At 60.9% G+C, this 22,860-nt stretch carries 22 protein-coding genes; 11 read left to right on the top strand and 11 right to left on the bottom strand.

The window, feature by feature from the left end; translation table 11 throughout:
- Nucleotides 1–13 precede the first annotated feature (13 nt).
- Entirely contained in the window at nucleotides 14–721 is a 708-nt protein-coding gene (locus tag IE127_RS04720) for an SIMPL domain-containing protein (protein ID WP_189423858.1), read from the bottom strand.
- Nucleotides 722–893: 172 nt separating this feature from the next.
- Here IE127_RS04720 and IE127_RS04715 point away from each other — a divergent pair, with 172 nt between their 5' ends.
- From IE127_RS04715 to IE127_RS04695, 5 genes are all read left to right on the top strand, one after another.
- Nucleotides 894–2,048 carry a fumarylacetoacetate hydrolase family protein gene (locus tag IE127_RS04715; protein WP_189423856.1) on the top strand — a complete coding sequence of 385 codons (1,155 nt, stop codon included), beginning with the start codon at nucleotides 894–896 and terminating at the stop codon, nucleotides 2,046–2,048.
- 21 nt (nucleotides 2,049–2,069) lie between these two features.
- Nucleotides 2,070–3,509, top strand: coding sequence for an aldehyde dehydrogenase family protein (locus IE127_RS04710; protein WP_189423854.1), 1,440 nt, complete (start codon nucleotides 2,070–2,072; stop codon nucleotides 3,507–3,509).
- A 1-nt stretch (nucleotide 3,510) separates the two neighbouring features.
- The gene (locus tag IE127_RS04705; RefSeq protein WP_189423852.1) at nucleotides 3,511–3,903 is read left to right on the top strand and encodes a hypothetical protein; all 393 of its coding nucleotides are present in this window, start codon (nucleotides 3,511–3,513) and stop codon (nucleotides 3,901–3,903) included.
- Between the two features lie 141 nt (nucleotides 3,904–4,044).
- Complete coding sequence (locus IE127_RS04700) at nucleotides 4,045–4,311, top strand: usg protein (RefSeq protein ID WP_189423850.1); 267 nt, start codon at nucleotides 4,045–4,047, stop codon at nucleotides 4,309–4,311.
- A gap of 91 nt (nucleotides 4,312–4,402) precedes the next feature.
- Entirely contained in the window at nucleotides 4,403–5,026 is a 624-nt protein-coding gene (locus IE127_RS04695) for a response regulator (RefSeq protein WP_189423848.1), read from the top strand.
- On the opposite strand, the gene IE127_RS04690 is transcribed toward IE127_RS04695, so the two are convergent.
- Together IE127_RS04690 and IE127_RS04685 are read right to left on the bottom strand one after the other, a co-directional pair.
- Complete coding sequence (locus tag IE127_RS04690; protein ID WP_189423846.1) at nucleotides 4,942–6,798, bottom strand: ATP-binding response regulator; 1,857 nt, start codon at nucleotides 6,796–6,798, stop codon at nucleotides 4,942–4,944. The genes IE127_RS04695 and IE127_RS04690 overlap by 85 nt on opposite strands.
- Before the next feature lie 81 nt (nucleotides 6,799–6,879).
- Complete coding sequence (locus IE127_RS04685; protein WP_189423845.1) at nucleotides 6,880–8,148, bottom strand: HAD family hydrolase; 1,269 nt, start codon at nucleotides 8,146–8,148, stop codon at nucleotides 6,880–6,882.
- Nucleotides 8,149–8,385: 237 nt separating this feature from the next.
- Here IE127_RS04685 and IE127_RS04680 point away from each other — a divergent pair, with 237 nt between their 5' ends.
- Both IE127_RS04680 and IE127_RS04675 read left to right on the top strand, forming a co-directional pair.
- The gene (locus IE127_RS04680; protein WP_189423844.1) at nucleotides 8,386–9,360 is read left to right on the top strand and encodes a calcium/sodium antiporter; all 975 of its coding nucleotides are present in this window, start codon (nucleotides 8,386–8,388) and stop codon (nucleotides 9,358–9,360) included.
- 147 nt (nucleotides 9,361–9,507) lie between these two features.
- Nucleotides 9,508–10,485: a L,D-transpeptidase family protein gene (locus IE127_RS04675; protein ID WP_189423843.1), complete on the top strand. Its 978-nt coding sequence runs from the start codon at nucleotides 9,508–9,510 to the stop codon at nucleotides 10,483–10,485.
- 60 nt (nucleotides 10,486–10,545) lie between these two features.
- Here IE127_RS04675 and IE127_RS04670 read toward each other — a convergent pair whose 3' ends face one another.
- The 8 genes from IE127_RS04670 to ehuB all read right to left on the bottom strand — a co-directional run bounded on the left by IE127_RS04670 (nucleotide 10,546) and on the right by ehuB (nucleotide 18,007).
- A complete protein-coding gene (locus IE127_RS04670) occupies nucleotides 10,546–10,986 on the bottom strand; it encodes a GNAT family N-acetyltransferase (protein ID WP_189423842.1) in 441 nt (146 codons plus the stop codon).
- A gap of 93 nt (nucleotides 10,987–11,079) precedes the next feature.
- Nucleotides 11,080–12,450, bottom strand: a complete 1,371-nt coding sequence (locus tag IE127_RS04665; protein ID WP_189423841.1) for an aspartate aminotransferase family protein — start codon at nucleotides 12,448–12,450, stop codon at nucleotides 11,080–11,082.
- Between the two features lie 82 nt (nucleotides 12,451–12,532).
- Nucleotides 12,533–14,026, bottom strand: coding sequence for an NAD-dependent succinate-semialdehyde dehydrogenase (locus IE127_RS04660; RefSeq protein WP_189423840.1), 1,494 nt, complete (start codon nucleotides 14,024–14,026; stop codon nucleotides 12,533–12,535).
- A gap of 222 nt (nucleotides 14,027–14,248) precedes the next feature.
- Nucleotides 14,249–14,758 carry an Lrp/AsnC family transcriptional regulator gene (locus IE127_RS04655; RefSeq protein ID WP_244639930.1) on the bottom strand — a complete coding sequence of 170 codons (510 nt, stop codon included), beginning with the start codon at nucleotides 14,756–14,758 and terminating at the stop codon, nucleotides 14,249–14,251.
- Nucleotides 14,759–14,868: 110 nt separating this feature from the next.
- Nucleotides 14,869–15,645, bottom strand: coding sequence for an ectoine/hydroxyectoine ABC transporter ATP-binding protein EhuA (gene ehuA, locus IE127_RS04650; protein ID WP_210310415.1), 777 nt, complete (start codon nucleotides 15,643–15,645; stop codon nucleotides 14,869–14,871).
- Nucleotides 15,642–16,334, bottom strand: coding sequence for an ectoine/hydroxyectoine ABC transporter permease subunit EhuD (ehuD, locus tag IE127_RS04645; protein WP_189423839.1), 693 nt, complete (start codon nucleotides 16,332–16,334; stop codon nucleotides 15,642–15,644). Before ehuD ends, ehuA begins: the two co-directional genes overlap by 4 nt.
- Before the next feature lie 12 nt (nucleotides 16,335–16,346).
- Nucleotides 16,347–17,018, bottom strand: a complete 672-nt coding sequence (ehuC, locus tag IE127_RS04640; RefSeq protein ID WP_189423838.1) for an ectoine/hydroxyectoine ABC transporter permease subunit EhuC — start codon at nucleotides 17,016–17,018, stop codon at nucleotides 16,347–16,349.
- Nucleotides 17,019–17,143: 125 nt separating this feature from the next.
- Nucleotides 17,144–18,007 carry an ectoine/hydroxyectoine ABC transporter substrate-binding protein EhuB gene (gene ehuB / locus IE127_RS04635; protein ID WP_189423834.1) on the bottom strand — a complete coding sequence of 288 codons (864 nt, stop codon included), beginning with the start codon at nucleotides 18,005–18,007 and terminating at the stop codon, nucleotides 17,144–17,146.
- A gap of 413 nt (nucleotides 18,008–18,420) precedes the next feature.
- On the opposite strand from ehuB, the gene eutB reads away from it, so the two are divergent.
- From eutB to argE, 4 genes are read left to right on the top strand one after another with little or no spacing between them, the layout of a single operon-like run.
- Nucleotides 18,421–19,416, top strand: coding sequence for a hydroxyectoine utilization dehydratase EutB (gene eutB / locus IE127_RS04630; protein ID WP_189423832.1), 996 nt, complete (start codon nucleotides 18,421–18,423; stop codon nucleotides 19,414–19,416).
- On the top strand, nucleotides 19,409–20,401 hold the full coding sequence (eutC, locus tag IE127_RS04625) for an ectoine utilization protein EutC (RefSeq protein WP_189423830.1): 993 nt from the start codon (nucleotides 19,409–19,411) through the stop codon (nucleotides 20,399–20,401). The genes eutB and eutC overlap by 8 nt, the downstream gene beginning before the upstream one ends.
- A gap of 22 nt (nucleotides 20,402–20,423) precedes the next feature.
- The gene (gene doeA, locus IE127_RS04620; RefSeq protein ID WP_189423829.1) at nucleotides 20,424–21,608 is read left to right on the top strand and encodes an ectoine hydrolase DoeA; all 1,185 of its coding nucleotides are present in this window, start codon (nucleotides 20,424–20,426) and stop codon (nucleotides 21,606–21,608) included.
- A 15-nt stretch (nucleotides 21,609–21,623) separates the two neighbouring features.
- Nucleotides 21,624–22,802: an acetylornithine deacetylase gene (gene argE / locus IE127_RS04615; RefSeq protein ID WP_210310414.1), complete on the top strand. Its 1,179-nt coding sequence runs from the start codon at nucleotides 21,624–21,626 to the stop codon at nucleotides 22,800–22,802.
- The last annotated feature ends 58 nt before the right edge of the window (nucleotides 22,803–22,860 follow it).

Genomic DNA, 22,860 nt, shown 5'->3' with positions numbered 1-22,860 from the left:
ATACAGGAGTTTTTCAGTCCTCGGATGCGTCCCAAGAGACGGAAACGCTTATCGAAAAGGTTAGTTCACCGGTTTCGACAGGTACGCTCTCTGCAACAGCATCCATACGGGCCATGGCGTACGGCTGCGGGGGTGAGACGTTGCCGCCTTCCGTGATGCTTTCGAGTTCTTCCAGCTCAAGGCCGGCGGCATCGGCATATAATTGTGCCTTGCGCCGCGCATCTTCGACCGCGGCCCGACGCGCTTCGTCGTAAAGGTCGGTGGGATCGGCGACCGAGAAATTGATGCCGTTTATGGTGTTGGCGCCGACATCGACAGAGCTGTCGAGAATCGCGCCCAGTTCATCGAGGTCACGAACGATGACGGTGACGGTGTTGGACACCTGGTAGCTATCGATGCGCGGCGGCTGTGTGTAGCCACTGGAGTCTCGAGCATCACTATAGGCGTAGTTCGGGTTTACCGAGAACTGCGAGGTCTGGATATCGCGGCGCTCGACCCCGGCTCCGGTGAGGGCAGAGATCAGCTGTTCCATCGCTTCATTGTTTGCATCGAGCGCTTCGCGGGCGGTCTTTGCCTGCGTCGTCACGCCGGAATTGATCTGGGCCATGTCGGGGGCCGCTGCAACTTCACCGGTGCCCTGAACCGATATTGTTGCGGCGGTGGCCGGTAAAGCCAGGCTGGCCAGCAGGGCGACCGAAAGCAATGGTCGGCTGAAACGCATTTGAACACTCCTTGATTTACGGGCGGCACATTGAGCCGCGCAATGCGACACTATTGCGGCAGCGCTGAACCGCACTTGAATGCGTTGTGGACGAACGGCGGTGCCCGACAGAGCTTGCACCGGATGGCTGGCACAGGTTATCCACGCTGACATGTTAGCTGGAGGAGCGAACGTGACGGAGCTGACCGTGCCGAATGAGGGCATTCTGATTGGACGCGCGCAGATGCCCGGGGAGACGCTGCCGCGCGTGGTGACGGTGCGCGATGGCGAGATTATCGACATTACCGCCAAGGGCGCAGCAACGGTGCGCGATATTCTCGAAGGCAACGACCCTGCGGCCTACGTGAAGACTGCTGACGGACGTCCACTCGGAACGCTCGACGATATCCTGCAGAACAGTGTGGCGGGGGCGCGCGATGCCAGTCGCCCGTTTCTGATCTCACCCGTCGACCTGCAGGCGATCAAGGCCTCCGGTGTCACGTTCGTTGTCTCTTTGCTTGAACGCGTCATCGAGGAGCAGGCGCGCGGCGACATGGCCCGAGCGGATCAGCTTCGCCGCGAAATTCTCGATCTGATCGGCACCGATCTCAGCGAGTTGGTACCCGGATCCGACACCGCGATGAAGGTCAAGGCAGCGTTGATCGAGAAGGGCGTGTGGAGCCAGTATCTCGAGGTCGGCATTGGCCCGGACGCCGAGATTTTTACCAAGTGCCAGCCGATGGCCTCAGTCGGCTACGGCGCAGATGTGGGCCTTCACCCCGTCTCCAAGTGGAATAACCCGGAGCCGGAAATTGCACTTGTCGTTTCAAGCGCGGGGCGCATTGTCGGGGCAACGCTCGGCAACGATGTGAATCTGCGTGATGTCGAGGGCCGTTCGGCGTTGCTGCTTGGCAAGGCCAAGGACAATACTGCCTCGGCATCGCTCGGCCCGTTTTTGCGGCTGTTCGACGACAGCTTCACGCTCGATACCGTGGCGAGCGCCGAAGTGGCGCTGAAGGTCGAGGGCGAGGACGGGTTCGTTCTCGATGGCTCGTCTTCAATGAGCCAGATATCGCGCACCCCGCAATCGTTGGTGGAAGCGACGATTGGCGCGCATCACCAGTATCCCGACGGTTTCGTGCTTTACCTCGGGACAATGTTTGCGCCGGTGAAGGATCGAGATGGTGCCGGCAAGGGTTTCACCCACAAGATCAACGATCTCGTCTCGATCTCGACGCCCAGTCTCGGCACCCTGACCAACCGGGTGCGCCTTTCGACTGATTGCCCTGCCTGGACCTACGGTGCTAGCCACCTGATGAAGGACCTGGCGCGGGCCGATCTCCTGTGAATTCCCAAAAAGGGTAGAACCATGAGCGAACTGAAGCAGAACCTTATTGATGGCGAATGGGTAGGCACCGATGGTGCCGAGAACATCAATCCGTCCAACATCAAGGATGTGGTTGGCGTTTATGCACGCGCGACTGCCGACGATACCAAGCAGGCCATCGCTGCCGCAAAAGCGGCGTTTCCCGCATGGTCGCGCTCCGGAATTCTCGAGCGGCACGCGATTCTCAAGAAGGCCTCTGACGAGATCATGGCGCGCAAGCAGGAGCTCGGTGAGCTGCTGAGCCGCGAAGAGGGCAAAACACTTGCTGAAGGCATGGCGGAAGTCGGCCGCGCCGGCCAGATCTTCGATTTCTTTTCCGGCGAAGCGCTGCGCCTGGCTGGCGAAACGCTGCCGAGCGTGCGGCCCGGTATCGGTGTCGAGATTACCCGTGAGCCGCTCGGCGTCATCGGGATCATCACACCGTGGAATTTCCCGATTGCCATCCCGACCTGGAAGATCGCGCCGGCGCTTTGCTACGGCAACACCGTCGTGATCAAGCCGGCGGATCTCGTGCCAGGCTCGACCTGGGCGATCGTCGACATCCTGCAGCGGGCAGGACTGCCAAAGGGCGTGCTCAACCTCGTGATGGGCAAGGGCTCCGTGGTTGGCCAGGCAATGCTTGAAAGCCCGGATGTCACCGCAATCACCTTCACCGGTTCGGTCAATACCGGCAAGCGCGTGGCGCAGGCCTCTGTCGAACACAACCGCAAGTTCCAGCTTGAGATGGGCGGCAAGAACCCGACAATCGTTCTTGATGACGCCGACCTGAAGACTGCAGTCGAGACGGTGGCGCAATCGGCATTCTTCTCGACCGGCCAGCGCTGTACCGCTGCCTCGCGCGTGATCGTGACCGAAGGCATCCACGACAAGTTCGTCGAGGCGCTGAGCGAGCGGGTTCGCAATTTGCGCGTTGGCGATGCCCTCGGCAAGGATGTCGAGATCGGTCCGGTGGTTGATCCGAGCCAGCTCAAGCAGGACATGGACTACCTCGAGATCGGCAAGAGCGAGGGCGCCAAGCTGGTATGCGGTGGGGAACGGCTGGAGCGAGACACCGAAGGCTATTTCCTATCGCCGGCGCTGTTCACCGAAGCCACCAACTCGATGCGTATCAGCCGCGAAGAGATCTTCGGGCCGGTTGCGAGCGTCATCCGGGCCAAGGATTACGATGAGGCGCTTTCAATCGCCAACGATACACCGTTCGGGCTTTCTGCCGGCATCGTGACAACCTCGCTGAAGCATGCGACGCACTTCAAGCGCAACTCCGAGGCGGGCATGGTGATGGTGAACGTTCCGACGGCGGGTGTGGATTTCCACGTTCCGTTTGGCGGGCGCAAGGGTTCGAGCTACGGTCCGCGCGAACAGGGCCGGTATGCAGCCGAGTTCTTCACTGTGGTGAAGACCGCCTATACCGCTGCCGGTTGAGATGGCGCAGGGCGGAGATGAACATGTCGAGCGGCTCATTCGCGAGCTGCTCGGCACTGGTGAGATGAACGCGGATTCGGTCGCGGATCTAGAGCGGATGCGGGCCGAGAACGAAGCCGGCACCCTCGATGAGGATGACCGGGCATATCTCGAGGCGTTCCACCAGCGGATCATGGCAAGCCGGGCGGGCGCTCCGATCGGAGAAGCGGACCTCGAATCGTCCGAAACGGGTACAGCGCCGGTTGACCACCAGGATGCGGGTGCAGGCGGTGATACTGCTGCGGCTCGTATTGCTGAACTGGAGGCCGAACTTGCTGCGGCCCTGGCACGTGCCGAGGCGGCGGAGGCGGAGCTTGAACGCCTTCGCTCGCTGACCGATAAGGCAACCGAATAGCCTAAGGGAGGAGTGTCACTCCTCCCTCGGCATTGCTGCTTTCCCACAAGTTGCTGATTTCGCTAGGCTTGATGATGGCCTCGTTGCGACAGGTCGCTGACCAGTCCCGCCGAGGCTCAACATCGGTGTGCGAGGTCAGTCATGGATAAAGCGTTTCTGCGTCAACTCGAAGGGTACGGGCTGACGACGGCCGAGATTCTCTACCATCTGCCAGATCAGCCTTCCCTGCTGCAGCAATATGTCTGGCAGGAATATGATCTGGCGCCGAAATTTCCGCAGCTCAAGTCCTTCCTCGATTTCTGGAGCGAACGGCTGGAGGGGCCCCTTCATTCGGTGAGGCTTTCGCACCGGCGGCTGATAAGTCCACGCGAGTTCCGGGCCGTCGACGGCATGATAACCGTCCATTGAGGCGGGCTTAGTGCACATGTAGAATGGAGCAGTCTGAACCGCGCCGGTAGCTTTCCCATAGGCGGTTGGTGCCGTTGCACGGGAGTGGGGGATGCAGGAGCGGATCATCGTGGCGGACGACCACCCGATTTTCCGGGATGGCATGCGCCGGATTGTTCAGCGCGCCGTGCCGAGTGCATTGGTGAGCGAAGTCGGGACCGCAGACGACCTCTGGCGCATGATCGAAGCCGGACCGCCAGCGTCTTTGCTAGTGCTCGACCTTGTGTTTCCCGGCTTCGAGGGTGCCACGAGCATTGCTGAGTTACGAACGCGCTATCCTTCGACCTCGCTACTAGTGGTGTCGATGTCGGATGATTCGGCAACTGTCGAGGCGGTGATGAATGCCGGGGCTGATGGCTTTATCGCCAAGGGCGTGTCCTCGACTTCAATGGCGGCAGGCGTCGAGGCTTTGCTCGGGGGCGATATTGTCGTTCGGACGAGCGCCAGCCTGGGCGATGATCCGGTTGAGAGGCCAGACAGGCTCTCGCAGCTTTCGGCGCGTCAGCGCGAAGTCCTTGTGCTCGTAGGCGCAGGGCTATCCAATAAGGAGATCGCGCGTGAACTCGGCATATCGCCGTTCACGGTTCGCGTTCACGTTTCGGCTTTGCTGCGCGCCCTCGACGTTTCGACGCGCGCGGCGGCGGCAGGCGTTGCCTCCGATCTCGGCTTGGTCTGAGCAGAAATCGCCGATAGCAAGACAGAGCGCAGCTGGGCAGGACGAACCGGTTTTGCAAGCACCGTGATATCGGGCAGCTTGCCGTCGACCCCGATGCTTTCGATACGGCCACCGGTGATAATGGCAGCCGGCAAGAGGCGCCCACGGGCGTCGCGCAGCCGCCCGATGATCTCTTCGCCGGAAGGTCCGCCGCCCAATTCGTAATCGCAGAGAACGAAATCGATCGGTAACGACGGGTCTATTTCGCTGGCACTCGCCACCACCTGAACCGTGCAGCCCCATCGAGACAGGAGGCGCGCCGTGCTTTCACGGACGTCATCGTCGTCATCAATGACGAGTACGGAAAGGTCTTTGAGGCGCGAGGAATAACCGGCTCCGGGTAGCATTGGCGTCTGGCCGGCTGGAGCCAGCTTCAGGCCCGCGATGGAGAAGCGACTGCCGCGGCCGGGGGCGGAGTTCAATGAAATGGTCAATCCCAAGAGTTGAGAGAGGCGGGAGACAATGGACAGCCCAAGGCCTAACCCGTCTATGTGTTCGACATGCTGACCCAAGCGAACGAACTCCTGAAAGATACGGGCGTGATCCTGCACTGCGATGCCGGGACCGGTATCGATGACCTCAATGGCCACGGTCTCGCCACGGCGGCGCACCCCGACGAGCACGCGGGAGCCGGGCGCGTATTTGAGGGCGTTGGACACAAGGTTTTGCACCATGGTGTGCAGAAGCGCCGCGTCTGTTCTGACCCAAAGGCCGGTGGGAACGTACGTCAATTTCACGTTCTTTTCCCGCGCGACTTCGCTGCCCTGCCTCACCACTTCGCCGAGAATGTGGTCGAGCGCCACGGGGGCGACCGAGGCGCGCACGCGGCCGACGTCGAGCGCCGCAAGATCAAGCAGAGAGCGGCAGAGCCGTGTAAGGGATTCAAGCGACAGGTCGACGCTGCGCAGGATCTCGCGGCCCTCGCGCCCGAGCCGCAGGCCCTTTAGGCACTCGACGAACAAGCCGATGGCGTGGATCGGCTGGCGCAGATCATGGCTGGCCTGAGCCAGAAAACGGGACTTTTCCGCGTGCGCCTGTTCGAGCTGAGTGGTGGTGGCCGTGAGCGCATCGATCTTGCTGGCCAGCTCACGCGAGATATCGACATTGCGCGTGACGAAATTGTGCATGCGCAGCGCCATGATGCTCAGGATGACGGCATAAAGCAGCATCATCAGGGCGGTCGATATGTGCTGCAGGTTGAGCCCGCGCAGCAGGAATGCCAGCATCAGCAGGGGCATCGCGGTCCAGATTGCGACAAAACAAGAGCGCAGCCATGCGTGCTGCGAACTAACCGCGCCAAGTGCGGTGCCGCCCAGAACCAGAGTATAGAACGTGACAAGTTCCGCCGGGGCCGTGACCAGCATGATGGCGCCGCCGCCCCAGACGATGCCCGCAATGGCGGTGAGTGCGGTGTGCAGGGCGGCATGCCTCTCGCCTGCATCAGGCGCCCTGTTTTGCTGCAAATAGCTGCGTGACACCAGCATCATGCCGACGGTGATGATGCTCATCAGCAGCAGCCAGGCCCAGGGCCACCAGCCGAGACCGCTGAACGCAAGCGTGAGCCCAGCCAGCAATACGACCAGTTCATGGATGACCCAGCTGGTGCTGCCGAGCGCGAAGAGGTAATCGAACCGCCATCCATCACCCAGCGGCCCGGATTCCAGCGGCACGGGGCCGTCCAGCATCAACCGCTTGGACAGGCGTGCCGATAGAGTTGACGGTTGATCGGCCATGAGCCCCCCAGCTTGCCGCACACACCATCTTAGGCGCTTACGGCGAAAAGGGGAAAGGGGTGATGTGATACTGGTTTACGCCTAGGCTGAAGCGCGGGTGCTCACGGTTTTCTCCATAGCCGCACGCAAGGTGCCAGAGGTGGCGCGCTTCGACAGTCCCTGCTCGATATAGTCCAGGAGTTTCGGCAATTCGCCCGGGGTGCGGATAATGTAATCCGGCACTTCATCGATATCTTCGGGGATCTTGTGCCGGCGCGGCGACCAGTCGAGCCAGATGCTGATGAGGCCAGCGCGGTTTGCGCCGTTGATGTCTCGGCCGAGATGATTGCCGACCATCACGACGTCAGCCGCATCCTCGGGACCAAGGCCAATGGCGTCCAATGCGGTCGAGAACATCAGCGGATCAGGCTTGGAGCAGCCGACGACTTCGGAGATCACTTCGGCAGCGAGAAGCTGGCGTATGCCGTGGTGGCCGAGGACGGTATCGAAACTTTTCTTGCGCCCGTCGGCGACCAGCACCAGACGATAACCTTCGGCTGCCAGCCGCTCGACGGTCTCCCGCGCACCGGGGATCAGCCGCGCTTCGGCGACGTTGCCATCCTCGTCGTGGATTTCGGTGCCCTCATCGACCATAGTATCACCACTATCGAGAAACACTGCCTTGAGGAGGGGCTGAACCTTGCGCACTTCGGCCAGGACTTGCGGCACCCGGCTTGCGATATAGGTCTTCAGCTCGGGCCAAGTCATATAGGTGGCTTCCTCCAGACGGACCGCCTGATCAAAACCTTCTGCCGGCCAAAACGCGCGATCCTGCAGATAGCGTTTAACGGCGCGGTGATCTTCGGCGGTGAAGCCTGCGAACGCTTCGGCGAACATCTTCTGGACGAGAATGGTGCCGTATCCAGCGAGATCCGTGCAGGCGGCGGCGAGGCGCGGCGCAAGATCATGTATGGGCTTCGCTTCGGCGTGAAAGGCGTGTTTGCCAGGCTCCGAATAGAGCGTGACGCGTCCGGCCTCGAGGGGCAGTGATCCGTCAGCCCGTCGCATCGCGAACAGCTTGCCATGGGCGCTGGCGTCTACGCCAATTACCTGGTCATCGGCATCGAGTTTCAGCCAGACATGCTCGAGCTCATAAAGATGCTGGATATCCCAATCCCACCAGATCGCATATTCGATGACGCGGTGAACGCCATCCTCAAATGTCACGTCCATTGGCGCGGACGGCGATCTCTGCGGCTTGTCGTGGACGGTGATGCCGACATGCGATGGCAGGAACGGCTCGTTATCACAGAAACGGATGACAGGGGCCAGAGAGCGGGCGAGAGCGATGTGGTTCGTGTCAGTCATCATTGTCCGTTTCCAGAAGGGCACCAACTCGCTACGTGCGGTGTCTGGTTCGATACCGTCAGAGGCTTGTCGGGTCTACTGGCAGAAAATTCCAGCGTGTGGGATCGGCGAGTGGTCAAAGGTGACATTTCGCAGACCCAGATGACATTCTGTTGTCCGCCGCGCTAAGGAACTTCGGTTCGCCAGCAAAGTTCGATCAGTGGGCAAATTCTGGATGCAAACGATGTTTAGGGGGACGGCATGTCTTGGCTGATGCTGATCGGCGGGTTCATTTTGCTGGTCATCGGGGGTGAGATGCTGGTGCGCGGCGCGGTGCGCGTTGCGAGCCAATTACGGGTATCGCCACTGGTCATTGGGCTGACGCTTGTAGGATTCGGCACGTCGGCACCGGAGCTGGTGACATCGGTGCAGGCCGCAATCAGCGGTTCGCCAGGCATCGCTTACGGGAACATTGTCGGCTCGAACATCGCCAATCTGCTGCTTATTCTCGGCGCTTCCGCACTTGTGACGCCGATCATCGTTCAAACATCGGCTTTGCGCCGCGATGCGACGGTGATGGTAGGGGTCACGATCATTTTTGCCGTCCTCGCCTCGTTGTTCACCTTCGGACGGCTTATCGGCGTGTTCTTCGTGATCGCTCTGGGTTCGTACCTTTTCCTCGCTTTCCGTCAAGAAAAGGCAGCGGAGGCTGACCATGGCGCCGCATACGACAAAGGGCTAGCGGCGCAAGGCGCGGATCCTGCATTTTCTCCTGCAGCGTCATCTGGGGGGTCGTTAGTAGTCCCGCTTGTGACGTCCGTCGCGGGCCTGGGTATCGTCGTGCTTGGAGGCTACTTTCTCGTCAACGGTGCGGTTGATCTGGCGCGTTCGTTCGGGATCTCGGAAACGGTTATCGGGCTGACGATCGTTGCCATCGGGACCTCGATGCCGGAACTTGTGACCTCGCTCGTTGCGGCAGCGAAGCGCCAGGCGGATGTCGCCTTCGGCAACATCATCGGTTCCAACATCTACAACACACTGGGAATTGGCGGAGCGACAGCACTACTCGCCCCGTCACAGGTGCCGCCGGAGATCGTCAGCTTCGACAATATCGTCATGCTGGCGGTGTCGGCGTTGGTCGTTGTTCTCGCCTATACCGGGCGCCGCATAGCCCGCTGGGAAGGTGGCGTTCTGCTCGCAGGTTATTTGACCTATATCTGGTGGCTGTGGCCCTAACTGCGGGTAGGGCGCGAAGCCTGCTCAGAACAGGGCGGCTTGCGCCTTCGTTTTGTCCGTTTGCGACCATGATTTGGACATGATGCTGGAAACCCGGCGTCGCCGGGCACGTTGAGGCTATAACAAGAACTCAGCGAAAGTCGTCCATTGCGTATTTTTCCAAGTCTCGCCGCTGCCATTGCCCCCTTCTTGTTTTCGGGGCCCGTACTCGCTCAAGACGAGGTGCCGACGCCCGACGAAATCAATGCTGCGGCCTATGACGGTGGGGGACTGCCCGAGGGGCGGTCGGCGCTCACCGTGAAGCTGCAGGTACTGCTTGATCGCGCCGGCATCTCTCCAGGCATTATCGACGGCTACAAGGGCGGCATGTCGGAGAGCGCCTTGCGGGCCTTCGAGACTCGCGAGGGCTATGAGGTCGACGGGCTGCTCGACATGGAGGTCTGGCAGGCGCTGGGCGGGCCGGAAGCAGGAGCAGTCGTCGCCGAGTACACCATTTCGGAAGACGATGCGGATCGTCTCAACCCGCCTCTGCCTGACGACTATGCCGAGCTGGCGGAGATGGACTGGCTCGGCTATGCCAGCGTCGCCGAGAGCCTCGCAGAACGCTTCCATATGGATGAAGAGTTTCTGGAGGGGCTTAACCCCGATGCAGAGTTTGCGGTTGGTGACCCCGTTGTTGTGGCGCAGCCCGGTGACGAGTTGAGCGCGGAGATCACGCGGGTCGAAGTGGATAAGGCGTCGCAGCGTCTGGCTGCGTTCAACGCGGCCGGTGAGATGATCGCGAATTATCCGGTGACGGTCGGGTCGCAGCAATTGCCGTCTCCGAGCGGCACGCACGAGGTTCAGGCCATTGCGCTGCCTGCCAGCTACACCTATCAGCCGGATGAGAATTTCCAGCAGGGCGACAATGACGAGGGTCTGGTGCTGCCGCCAGGCCCGAACAATCCGGTTGGCATTGTCTGGATCGATATCAACAAGCCCACCTACGGCATCCACGGTACATCAGAGCCTGCCGAACTATTCCAGACACAGAGCCATGGCTGCGTGCGCATGACCAATTGGGACGCGCGCGAGCTGGCACACATGGTGAGCGAGGGCACGACAGTGGTGTTCAACGAGGGATAGTCCCGTTGTGCCGGTCGGAACGAGGAGGCGAAAATCCAGTTCAAGCCCCCTCAGGCCCGCTCATGCTTGCAGATGGTAGGACAGGGGAGGCCAAACACTAGTGCCAAGCCACTCGTGGAGCAGACTTCTGAACGCGGCTTGATCCGCATTTTGCCCGATGCGCCACCACCACCTCACGTCCGCAGAGCGCTCACCTGTCAGCGATGGGTAAACATAAACACAGCCGAGGTACGTGCCGGCCAAATCTTCAATCACCCAAGCGAAGCTTCGACGCATCTCGAACTCGCGTTGATGCCATGCCAGATCAATCAGGTTGCGCTCTCTGGTCAGCCCTTCGGGCCAAGTTGAGTACGGGTTAGCGGCCTTGATCTCTGCCGCGCTTTCCATGACTGCGCTATAGTCACGATCCAGATCACTGACTGACAGTGCCCGCAGTTCGAATTGGCCGAGCTTATGGGCCGAGGGGATTAGCCTGTCTTTGAAGAACGGATGTGGCTGCATATTTTCTTCCGCCGGAAAGGCGCATGGTAAGCTGGAGCATTAAACATGACGAGGGCCACAGGCAGAGCTGCGGCTCTCGTCATGTGAAGGTTCTTAGCCCAGGACTTCCGTGACGGCACCCTTCATGGCATCGACGACGATATCGGTTTCTTCGCGGCTGATGCACAGCGGTGGGGCAAAGCCGATTATGTCGCCCTGCGGCATTGCACGGGCGATGACGCCGCGGCTGAGAAGGGCGGCGGCAACGCGCGGGCCGACCTTTTCAGATGGATCGAAGAACGCACGGTTGTCGCGATCCTTAACGAACTCGACGGCGCACAACAGGCCTTCACCACGCACATCGCCGACATTTGCATGTTCGCCGACGGCGGACTGCATGGCCTGCTTGAAATAGGCGCCGGTCGAACCGGCATTGTCGACGAGACCGAGCGAATCCACCAGCTTGAGATTGGCGATGCCGGCAGCGGTGCCGATCGGGTGCGCAGAGTAGGTCCAGCCATGGCCGATCGGGCCGAACTCGTCAGTGCCGCGCTCGAGAACATCCCACATGCGCTTCGAAAAGATCGAGCCGGATAGCGGCGCGTAGGCCGAGGTGAGGCCCTTGGCGATGGTGATGATATCGGCATCAAGGTTGTACTTGGCCGAGCCGAACATCGAGCCGAGGCGACCGAAGGCTGTGACGACTTCATCGACGATCAGCAGGATGTCGTGCTTTTTCAGCACGGCCTGGATTGCCGGCCAATAGCCTTCGGGCGGTGGCACGAGACCACCAGTGCCGAGGACCGGTTCACCGATGAATGCGGCAATGGTATCGGCACCCTCGCGCTCGATCAGCGCTTCAAGTTCGGAGACGCAATGCGCGACGAACTGCTCTTCACTCATGTTCATATCCGGGCGGCGGAAATAGTACGGCGCCTCGGTATGAAGGATCGGCGACAGCGGCAGATCGAACTTGTTGTGGAACGTCTGCAGCCCGGTCAGCGAGCCTGTGATCAGGCCAGAACCGTGGTAGCCGCGCCAGCGCGAGATGATCTTCTTCTTTTCGGGGCGGCCGAGAATGTTGTTGTAGTACCAGACCATCTTGATGTTGGTCTCGTTGGCGTCCGAACCGCCAAGGCCGAAATAGACCTTCGACATATGGTCAGGCGCGCGCTCGAGGATCATCTTGGCGAGCGTGATCGAGGCTTCGGTGCCGTGGCCGACATAGGCGTGGTAGTAGGCAAGTTCCTTGGCCTGCGCGGCGATCGCATCGGCGATCTCGGTGCGGCCATAGCCGACATTGACGCAGTAGAGGCCAGCGAACGCATCGAGCGAGCGTTTACCATCGCGGTCCTCGATATAGACGCCCGAGCCACCGGTGACGATGCGGTTGGCGCTTTCGCCGCGGGCATGCTGGGCAAGATGGGTCGAGGGATGGAAGAAGTAGTCGCGGTCCCACCGGTCGAGTTGGTCGTTGTTCAGCATAGTCGTGTTCCTTTCACGGAATTCGTCGTCATTTGTATGAAGCGGCGAAAGGGTTTGTGTTGGTCTTGAGGACCGGTGGCCGTCAGCGCCAGTCGCGGCAGACGTATTTTACTTCGGTGAAGGCTTCCATCCCCAAACGGGCGCCTTCGCGGCCGACGCCGGATTGCTTCATGCCGCCGAACGGGATCGGGGCGCCGGTGACCTTGGTGCGGTTGACCGCGACCATTCCGCATTGCAGCGCACGGCTGGCACGATAGATGCGGCGCGGATCGTTTGTGTGCAGATAGGCGATAAGGCCGTATTCGGTATCATTGGCCTTGCGAATGACTTCTTCTTCGGTGTCGAAGGGGGCAAGGGCTGCGACCGGGCCGAAGGTTTCTTCATGCATGATCAGCGCCTCATCAGGCACGTCTGCAAGAACGGTCGGGGTGTAGAACAGCGAGCCGGCGGCGTGCGGTTCGCCGCCAGTCAGGCAGCGGGCGCCACGCGAGATCGCGTCCTCGACGTGCTGGCGTTGCTTGGCGAGCGCGCGCTCATTCATCATTGGGCCGATATCGGGGTCTTCAATGCCGGGGCCGACGGTGAGGGCGGATGCGGCTTTCGCCAGTTTCTCGCAGAACTGGTCATAGACCGAGCGCTCGATAAAGAAGCGGTTGGCGCCGAGGCAGTCCTGGCCGGAGGTGGCAAACTTGGCCTTGATCGCTTCTTCGACGGCCTGATCGAGATCGGCATCGGCAAAGACGATGAACGGGGCCAGCCCGCCCAATTCCATGATCAGGCGTTTGACGGTTTCGGCGGACTGGCGGAACAAGAGCCGGCCGATTTCCGTGGAACCCGTGAAGGACAGAACCCGCACGCGTTCATCGTGCGTCCAGGGCTCGACGATCTCGGGGGCGCGACCGGTGACGATGTTGAACACGCCCTTCGGCATGCCGGCACGCTCCGCGAGAACTGCCAGTGCAGTCGCCGAGAACGGGGTTTCGGCAGAAGGATGGGCGACGCAGGTGCAGCCGGCGGCGAGCGCGGCTGCGGCTTTGCGGGTGAGCATGGCGGACGGGAAATTCCACGGCGTGATCAGCGCCGCGACGCCGGCAGGCTCGCGCCAGATCTCGACCTCGGCATCCGGCAGGTGCGAGGTGACGCTTTCGATGTTGGGGCGCTTGGCCTCTTCGGCGTAGAACTCGACGAAGGAGGCGGCGTAGGCGATTTCGCCGCGCGCTTCGGACAGTGGCTTGCCCTGTTCATAGGTCATGATGCGCGCCAGATCTTCCTGCGCCTCCATGATCAGTTCGAACCATTTTCTCAGGATTGCCGAACGCTCCTGCGGCAACAGGCCGGCCCACTCTTCGAAGGCGGCCTGCGCGGCATCCACGGCGCGTTGGGACTGAATGGCGTCGAGTGCGGGGATCGCCCCGATGATCTCGCCTGTAGCCGGATCGGTGACGGGAATGGAATCGCGGCCCTCGGGTCCAATGCGCTCGCCATCGATGAAGGCGGCGGCGCAGAACAGGCCGGCATCGGTGATGCCGGGGATGGCGGAGGAGGGCGGCAGGACGACGGCGGCGGACGAGGACATTGGCGACTCCGGAAAAGTGGCACGCGCTGGCAATGGCGCGTCACCTTGCACGTGTTGGGATGCCGGTCACAAGCCGTGGCTCGTTCCGGCCCATCGGTTCGGGAACAATTGCAGCATAGGCACTTGCGCGGAGAGGTGTCAGCCAAACTGGCGGGCCAAAAACGATGAAAGTCCTGTCGGACCCCCGGGTCTGGCGCAAATTCATCTGCTCAGGTGTGTAGTTCAGGCCGAGACGGTGGCAGCGAGATGCTCGACGGGAATCGGTTCGTTCTTCACTGGCGTGGTAACGACATAGGAATAATAGCGCTTGATGCCGATATCGCGCGACAGCAGTGCTTCGATCAGGCTCTGAAAGCCTTCGAGATTGGGGGCAATGAGCTTGCAGATATAATCGATGCCGCCGCCAACGGCCCAGCATTCTATGACTTCGGGTGTATCGCGCATGGCCTGCTCGAAGCGGGCGAAGTCCTCGGTGCGGTGGCTTTCAAGCTCGAACTGTACGAACACCATGGCGATCGGCCCAAACGCCTTGAGCGACACCTGGGCCTGATAGCTCTCGATGATGCCGGATTCCTCGAGCCGCCGAAGCCGCTCCCAGCACGGTGTGGCGGACAGGTTTACCCGTTCGGCCAAGGCGGCCTTCGGGATACGGCCTTCTCGCTGCAATATGCTGAGAATCTTGATGTCACGATCATCAAGACGAATAGGTGTATCCGTTTTCGGCGCGTTCACCGGTGCCCTGCTCCCCGTGCGTGGTTGCGGGCACAATAGTTCCGTTGAGGCTCAGGCGTCTAGGCATAGACGCACAAAGCTTCACGCTAAGGCGGTGACGACCGTCTCGCCTATTTTTCTTCCAGCACAGCCTTCAGGAATTCGCGGGTACGCTCTTCCTTGGGGTTGGTGAACAACTCGTCGGGGGCCGCTTCTTCCTTGATCTTGCCGCGGTCAAAAAAGCAGACCCTGTCGGAGACTTCACGGGCGAAACGCATTTCGTGAGTCACAAGCAGCATTGTCAGGTCGTGCTCCTCGGCCAACTGGCCGATAACGTTGAGCACCTCGCCGACAAGCTCGGGATCGAGCGCGGACGTCGGTTCGTCGAACAGCATGATCTTCGGACGCATGGCGAGGGCGCGGGCAATACCGACACGCTGCTGCTGACCACCGGACAGCTGGTGGGGGTACTTGTTGGCCTGATCGCTGAGGCCGACCATCTGCAGAAGCTCTTCGGCCCGGTCTTTTGCCTCGGCCTTCGACAGTTTGCCGACCCTGACCGGGGCTTCGGTAATGTTGCGCAGAACCGTCATATGCGGGAACAGATTGAACTGCTGGAACACCATGCCGAGTTGGCCGCGCATCTTGCGCAGATGGGCCTCGCTGGCCGGCACCATCGAGCCGTTCTTCTGTTCGTGCCAGAGCGGTTCGTCGCCGATCCAGACGACACCATCGGAGATCGATTCGAGGGTCATCAGAATGCGCAAGACCGTGGACTTGCCGGAGCCGGACGGTCCGATGATGGTGACCTTCTCGCCGCGCTTTACTTCGAAGTCGAGCTCGTCGATCACCGTGAGGGAGCCGAAGCGCTTTACGACCTTGTCGAATTTGATGATGGACTCGCTCATTTCAGCGGCAGACCTCTCTTGGGCAGGGCATTGTCCAGCAGACGTACGCCTGCGGAGGCGACGATCGTGAGGACAAGGTAGATCCCACCAACCATGGACAGCGGGATCAGATAATTGAAGGTGCGGTCGCCGATGATCTGGGCGACGTTGAGCATTTCGAGAACCGTGACCACCGACAGGATCGGCACGTCCTTCATGATCGACACGAGGTAGTTGCCCATTGCGGGCACGATGCGCGGGATCGCCTGCGGCAGCACAACATGCGTGAAGGTGCGCAAGCCCGTAAGGTTCAGCGCACGCGCCGCTTCATGCTGTCCCTTGGCGACCGCCTCGATGCCGGCGCGATAGACCTCTGACAGGTACGCGGAATACTGGATGCCGAGCGCCAGTGCACCGGTGATGAAGGCCGGAAAGACGAGGCCGTATTCGGGCAGCACGTAATAGAGGAAGAACAGCTGGATCAGCAGCGGCGTGTCACGGATGAATTCGGTGATCGCATAGGCCGGCCAGGAGATGATCTTGAGCGGCGCGGATTTCAGGGCCGCGAGGACCAGCCCGAGGATCATGGCGACGAAAAAGCCGAGGAACGTCGCCTGGATCGTAACCCACAGCCCGCGCATGAGAATAGGGAAGATGGAAATTGCGAAGGCTAGATCGGAGGAGCGATCCCATTCGATGCCGAAAAGCATATCTGCGTCCTCCTAGCGTGCCGCGGCGCGCCAGCGGCCGACGAAGCGCTCGAGCAGCTTCATCAGCGCGGTCAGCACAAGCGCCATACCGAAATACATGAACAGGACCAGCGTGTAGATCGTCGTCGAGTCCTGGGTGAAATTACGCAACTGCTCGGCCCGGAACGCCAGATCGCCGAGACTGATGAGCGACACCAGCGCAGTATCCTTGAGGTTCTGGATCGCGAGGTTGCCAAAAGGCGGCATCATCTCGGGAATGGCCTGGGGCAGGGCAACGCGGAACAAAGCCTGACGCGGCGTGAAGTTCAGAGCCTTGGCGGCTTCATACTGATCCTTGTTGACTGCCTGAATCGCGCCGCGCACCACTTCGGCGCCATAAGCGCCAATGTTGAGCGAAAGCGCCAGAACACCGGCGATGACCGGCGGCAGACGCAGATCGATGCCGATGGCCTGACCGACGAGCGGCAATGCGAAGTAGAGCCAGAACAGCTGAACCAGCAGCGATGTGCCGCGAAAGATTTCGATATAGCCGATGGAAACGGCGCTGATCAGCGGGTTCTTCGACAGCTTGCCGATGCCGAATGCGAACGAGAAGAGTGCCCCAAGTATGGTGGAATAAATCGTCAGTTCTATGGTGACCCAAGCCCCCTGCATGAGGGGATTAAGGTAGCTGATCCATTCCATGGGCGGTCTCGGTTCCGGTGCGGGATGAGCTGTGCCGATACATCTGCGGCACCGTTCAGTTCATCAGAAACGGCGGGCCGAAGCCCGCCGTCAAGGTTACGCGCCTGATGGCGCGCTACAATGCCTTACTCGGAGCAAAGCTCTTCAGTGCTCATATCCGAAGACCGGCTGACGTCAGCTTCGGTGAAGCCGTAGCCCGAAAGCGTATCGTTCCATTCGGCGGTCTGCTTGTACTCAACGAGTACCTCGTTGACCGCGTCACGCAGGCTTTCGGAACCCGTTGCGAACGTGAAGCCGCCCCAGGAGCGCTGCTCGGTGCCATCGATCACCGGATCGGTGAAGCCTTCTGCCAGCTCCACAGCGTCGCTCTGACCTGCAAGCTCGCTAGCGGTGAGGCCAGTTGCGGCATAGGCATCGGCGCGGCCGGTCGAGACGGTCGAGATGGCGTCTGCGTTCGACGAGATGGTGACCATCTGGTCTTCCGGAACACCGAGGGCCTGCATCATGTCGAGCTGGTTTGCACCAGCCATGATGGCCACGGTCAGATCCGGGTTGTCAGCAAAGTCGGCATAGTTGGTCACGCCTGACGGATTGCCGGAGGCGACCAGCAGGCCTTCACCGTACGAGCTGTTCGGCTCGGAATAGATGACCGTCGCGCAGCGTTCCGGAATGATTGCCATTTCAGCGGCGACCATGTCGAAGCGGTCGGCCTGAAGCCCCGGAATGAGACCGGAGAATTCGGTTGTGACCCACTCGATGTTATCGATGCCGAGTTCGTCGACAATGTACTTGGCGACGTCCGGGCCTGCGCCCATGGCTTCGCCTGTGGTCGGGTCGATATAGCCGTAAGGAATCTCGTTAGCGACCGCGATGCGGATCGTGCCGGACTCCTGGAGTTCTTCAAGCGTCGCTGCGCTCACAGCCGTGGAACCCAGAGCGGCGATGGAAATCGCGGCGATTGCGGTAGCGGTAGTGATCTTAGTGAGCATTTGTTACTCCCTTTTTCCTGCTTTGGCAGTTCGAGGTGCTGCGTCCAAAATCCGAAATCATCCGAAGATGACTTCGGCAGGGCAGTGCGTACGACCGGATTAATGAGAACAGAGGTGAAAGCGATCCGGAGACGCGAAAGACCGAGGCGCAGTTTTTTTCTTGTATGCCCTCACGCTGAACTTAGCCGGGTGCAAGGTTTGCGGAGTGCGGCGCTCAAGTCGAGGGAAGAACCGTCTAATTCTGGCCATATTGGCAGAAGGATCCGCTGCGATGGCTCGCCAGTATGGATGGATCAACTGTCTGGCGTAACGTCATAGTCAGACTGAGAAATTCCGCACGGCCTTTTGCCCGCGGTAGCTCCAGAGGTAGCCATGAGCTCTTTGAAAGCCGTCTTTTTCAAGGCAGCTGACGCATGAGTGTATCCTTTTCCGAGATCCTTTCAGCGCGACGCCGCATCGCGGGAAGCGTGCTGCGGACGCCGCAACGGCTCAGCCCGGCGCTAAGCCGGATGGCCGGCACAGCAGTTCACATCAAGTGCGAGCACCAGCAGGCGACAGGCAGCTTCAAGCTGCGCGGTGCGACGAACGCGGTGCTGGCGCTATCACAGCAGGAGCGCGCCGCTGGCATCACAGGCGCGTCCACAGGCAATCACGGCCGGGCGCTGGCGCACGCGGCGAAGGCGGCAGAGGCGCGCGCAGTGATCTGCATGTCGCGCCTCGTGCCGAAGAACAAGGTGCGCGCGATCGAGATGCTGGGCGCCGAGGCCCGGATCATCGGCAACAGCCAGGACGATGCGCAGAAGGAGGTCGACCGGCTGGTGCGTGAGGAAGGCATGACCATGGTGCCGCCCTTCGACATGGCGAATGTGATTGCCGGGCAGGGGACTATCGGCATCGAAATGCTTGAGGATGCGCCCGAGATCGAGACCCTTCTGGTGCCGCTCTCAGGTGGCGGGCTGATCGCCGGTATTGCCAAAGCGGCCAAGACGCTGAAGCCCGAGATCAGGATCATCGGCATCTCGATGCAACGCGGCGCAGCAATGGATGAAAGTCTGAAGGCTGGTCGGCCTGTCGCGGTCGAGGAACTTCCGACACTTGCGGACTCATTGGGTGGCGGTATCGGTCTCGAAAACCGGTTTACATTCGAGATGGTGCGCGATCTGGTGGATGAGGTGATCCTGCTCGATGAGACTGAAATCGCAGCGGCAGTGCGAACAGGCTATTTCGAGGAGGCAGAAATCCTTGAAGGTGCAGCAGCAGTCGGGATTGCGGCGATCGCGACCGGCAAGGTGAGCCTAGCGGGGCCCGCAGGCATTGTGCTGTCCGGACGTAATATCGATCTGCAACTGCATCGCCGCATCATCAATGGTGAGGATCCCGACCTGATGAAGGAGCGCGACAATGGCTGATGTAACGATCCTGACCGAGCGCGATCTGCGCGCGCTTGTGCCACTCGACGCCGCGGCCGTCACCTGCGTCGAGCAGGCGTTTGCTGCGCTAGCCACGCAAAATGTCGAGATGCCGCCGATCCTGCGGCTGGACATCGCCGATGCCAATGGCGAGGTCGACGTCAAAACGGCCTACGTCCCGGGGATCGACAGTTTCGCGATCAAGATCAGCCCGGGTTTTTTCGATAATCCGAAGATCGGGCTGCCATCGGTCAACGGGCTGATGGTGGTCTTAAGTGCCAAGACCGGCATTCTAGAGGCGGCGCTGTTCGACAACGGATATCTGACCGACGTGCGGACAGCGGCGGCCGGCGCCGTCGCCGCGAAATATCTGGCGCGCGCTGATGCCGAAACGGCTGGCATTCTCGGCGCCGGCGTTCAGGCGCGGCTACAGCTCAAGGCGCTGATGCTGGTGCGGCCGATCAAGAGCGCACAGATATGGGCCCGCGATGCTGCGAAGGCAGAGCGGGCGGCCGAAGAGTTGTCGCGCGAACTCTCCATTGCGGTACGGGCGGTTACAAGTGCAAAAGCTGCCGTGCATGACGCTGATGTCGTGGTCACGACGACACCATCGCGTGAGCCGGTGCTTCAGGCCGGCTGGCTGTCGCCGGGCCAGCATGTCACCGCGATGGGCTCGGATGCAGAGCACAAGAACGAGATTGATCCGGCGGTTTTCTCGCGGCTCAATCACTATGTTCCCGACCGCCTGGGGCAGACAAAAGTGCTTGGTGAATTGCACCACGCAATCGAGGCAGGGGCCGTGAGAAAAGATGCGGCGTTTACTGAACTTGGCGAAATTGTCGCAGGCAAGGTTGCTGGACGGCGCGAAGACGATGAAATTACGCTGGCTGATCTGACGGGTACGGGCGTTCAGGATACCGCGATAGCGACGCTTGCGCGTCAGCGGGCCACCTCAGCCGGCGCTGGGCAGATCTTTTCCAGTTGAACTCGAGACGTGGAGCGTTTGCGTGTCCAGTATCCCACTTCCGTTTGCGATCGCAGAGTATGCCGAGCGTCTCGAAAAGGTGCGCGCCTCGATGGATCGCGAGGGCGTCGAGGTTCTGATTGTCACTGACCCGTCCAACATGTCCTGGCTGACTGGCTATGATGGCTGGTCGTTCTATGTCCATCAGGCGGTGATCATCATGCCCGAAGGCGAACCGCTATGGTTCGGCCGGCCGATGGACGCGGTCGGCGCTCGGATGACGACCTATCTTTCCACCGACTCGATCCTCTCCTATCCCGACCATTACGTTCAGAGCTTTGTGGCGCACCCCTACCAGTTGCTGTCGGCGATCCTGCGCGACCGCGGGGTTTCGACGGCCCGTGTCGGGGTCGAGATGGATAACTACTATTTCTCGGCAAAGTGCCTTGAGGTGCTGCGGGCCGAATTGCCGGACATCACGGTGGTCGATGCCACGTCACTGGTGAACTGGCAGCGGGCTGTGAAGTCGGAGCAGGAACTGATCTACATGCGCCGCGCCGCGCGCATCGTCGAGACCATGCACGAGCGGATCCGAGAGATTTCTGAAGACGGACTGCGCAAGAGCCATCTCGTCGCCGAGATCTACGATGCGGCGTTGCGTGGTGCCGACGGCTTTGGCGGCGACTATGCAGCTATCGTGCCGCTGACGCCCTCTGGAACCGATGCCGCGGCGGCGCACCTGACATGGGATGACCGCCCGATGCGACGCGGCGAGGGCACCTTCTTTGAAATCGCCGGGTGCTACCGGCGCTATCATTGCCCGGTGTCTCGGACCCTTTATCTCGGTGATCCGCCGACAGCGATGCTTAAGGCGCAGGACGCTGTGCTCGAGGGGCTGGAGGCCGGTCTCGAAGCAGCTGTGCCGGGCAATACATGCGGGCAGGTGGCGGAAGCGTTCTTTGCGGTGTTGCGCAAGCACGGCATCGAGAAGGATTCCCGTACCGGTTATCCTGTGGGTATCTCCTATCCGCCAGATTGGGGCGAGCGGACGATGAGCTTGCGCCCGGGAGACCAGTCTATCATCGAGGCGAACATGACCTTCCACTTCATGCCGGCGATCTGGACGGATGAGTGGGGCTTCGAGACTTCCGAAACGATCGTGATCTCGGAGGACGGGCCGGCCATATGTCTGGCGGATGTATCGCGCGAGCTTCTCATCAAACCCTGACGAGCGGAGGCTCAATTGGCGCATCACTTGCTCGAAGAGACGCTGTCGACGCTGTCCGATCTAATTGGCTTCGAGAGCGTTTCCAGCGAATCCAATCTCGAACTCATCGCCTATGTGAACCACAAGCTCGACCAGATTGGCGCCGACACATTTCTGACGCTCGATCCCGGTGGGCATAAGGCCAATCTGTTCGCGACGATCGGGCCGGCGGACGAGGACGGGGGGATCGTTCTTTCCGGGCACACGGACGTGGTGCCGGTCGAGGGGCAGGACTGGAGCACCAACCCGTTCGAGGCCCATCTTCGTGACGGGCGGGTGTTCGGCCGTGGCACCTGCGACATGAAGGGTTTCATCGCCTGCGCCATGGCTTTTGCCCCGCATTTCGCGGCGCAAAAGCTGTCGCGCCCGCTGCATCTGGCATTCACCTACGATGAAGAAGTCGGGTGCCTAGGCGCGCAAGTCATGCTGGATGAACTCAAGGCAAGTGGACGCAAGCCTTCGGTGTGTATTGTCGGCGAGCCGACGAGCATGCGGATCGTCGAGGGCAACAAGGGGTGCTGTGAGTACTCGACCCACTTCAAGGGGGCGCCGGGCCATGCATCCGAGCCAGACCGGGGTGTCAACGCGGTGGAATACGCGGCGCGCTATATCGGACGGCTTCTGGAGATCGGCGAGGAGCTGAAGACCCGCGCGCCAGAGAATTCACGCTTCGATCCGCCATGGTCGACGATCCAGGTTGGGCGCATTGCGGGCGGCGTTGCGCGAAACATCATCGCCAGCGCGTGTTCGGTGGATTGGGAATTGCGCCCGATCAATGCCGAAGACTTCCAGTACGCCCGCAGCAATATCCGCGACTATGTCGAGACCGAACTGCTGCCAAAGATGCGCAAGGTGCATCCGGACGCCGACGTGATCACCGAGGTGATTGGCGAGGTCATCGGGCTCGAGCCGATGAGCGACAACGAGGCCGAGGCGCTGGTTCGCGAACTGACCGGTGATCGTCATCCGGCGACTTGCGTGCCGTTCGGCACCGAGGCTGGTTTGTTCCAGCAGCATGGCGTCGCGACGGTGCTGTGTGGGCCGGGGGCTATCGCACAGGCGCACAAGGCGGATGAGTATGTCTCGCTGGAGCAGCTCAACTCCTGCCTGGACATGATCGGTCGTTTGCAGCTGAAACTGGCCTCTGAAGCCTAGACTTCCTGATGACAAAAAGAGTCGCGTTCCGGCGCTAGCGCTTTAAAATTGAATCGAG

Origin of the sequence: Devosia pacifica, from assembly GCF_014652635.1 — a bacterium.
GTDB classification, from domain to species: domain Bacteria; phylum Pseudomonadota; class Alphaproteobacteria; order Rhizobiales; family Devosiaceae; genus Devosia; species Devosia pacifica.
Note: the sequence above shows the minus strand (reverse complement) of the source record. Positions and strands in the feature narration are given on the sequence as shown.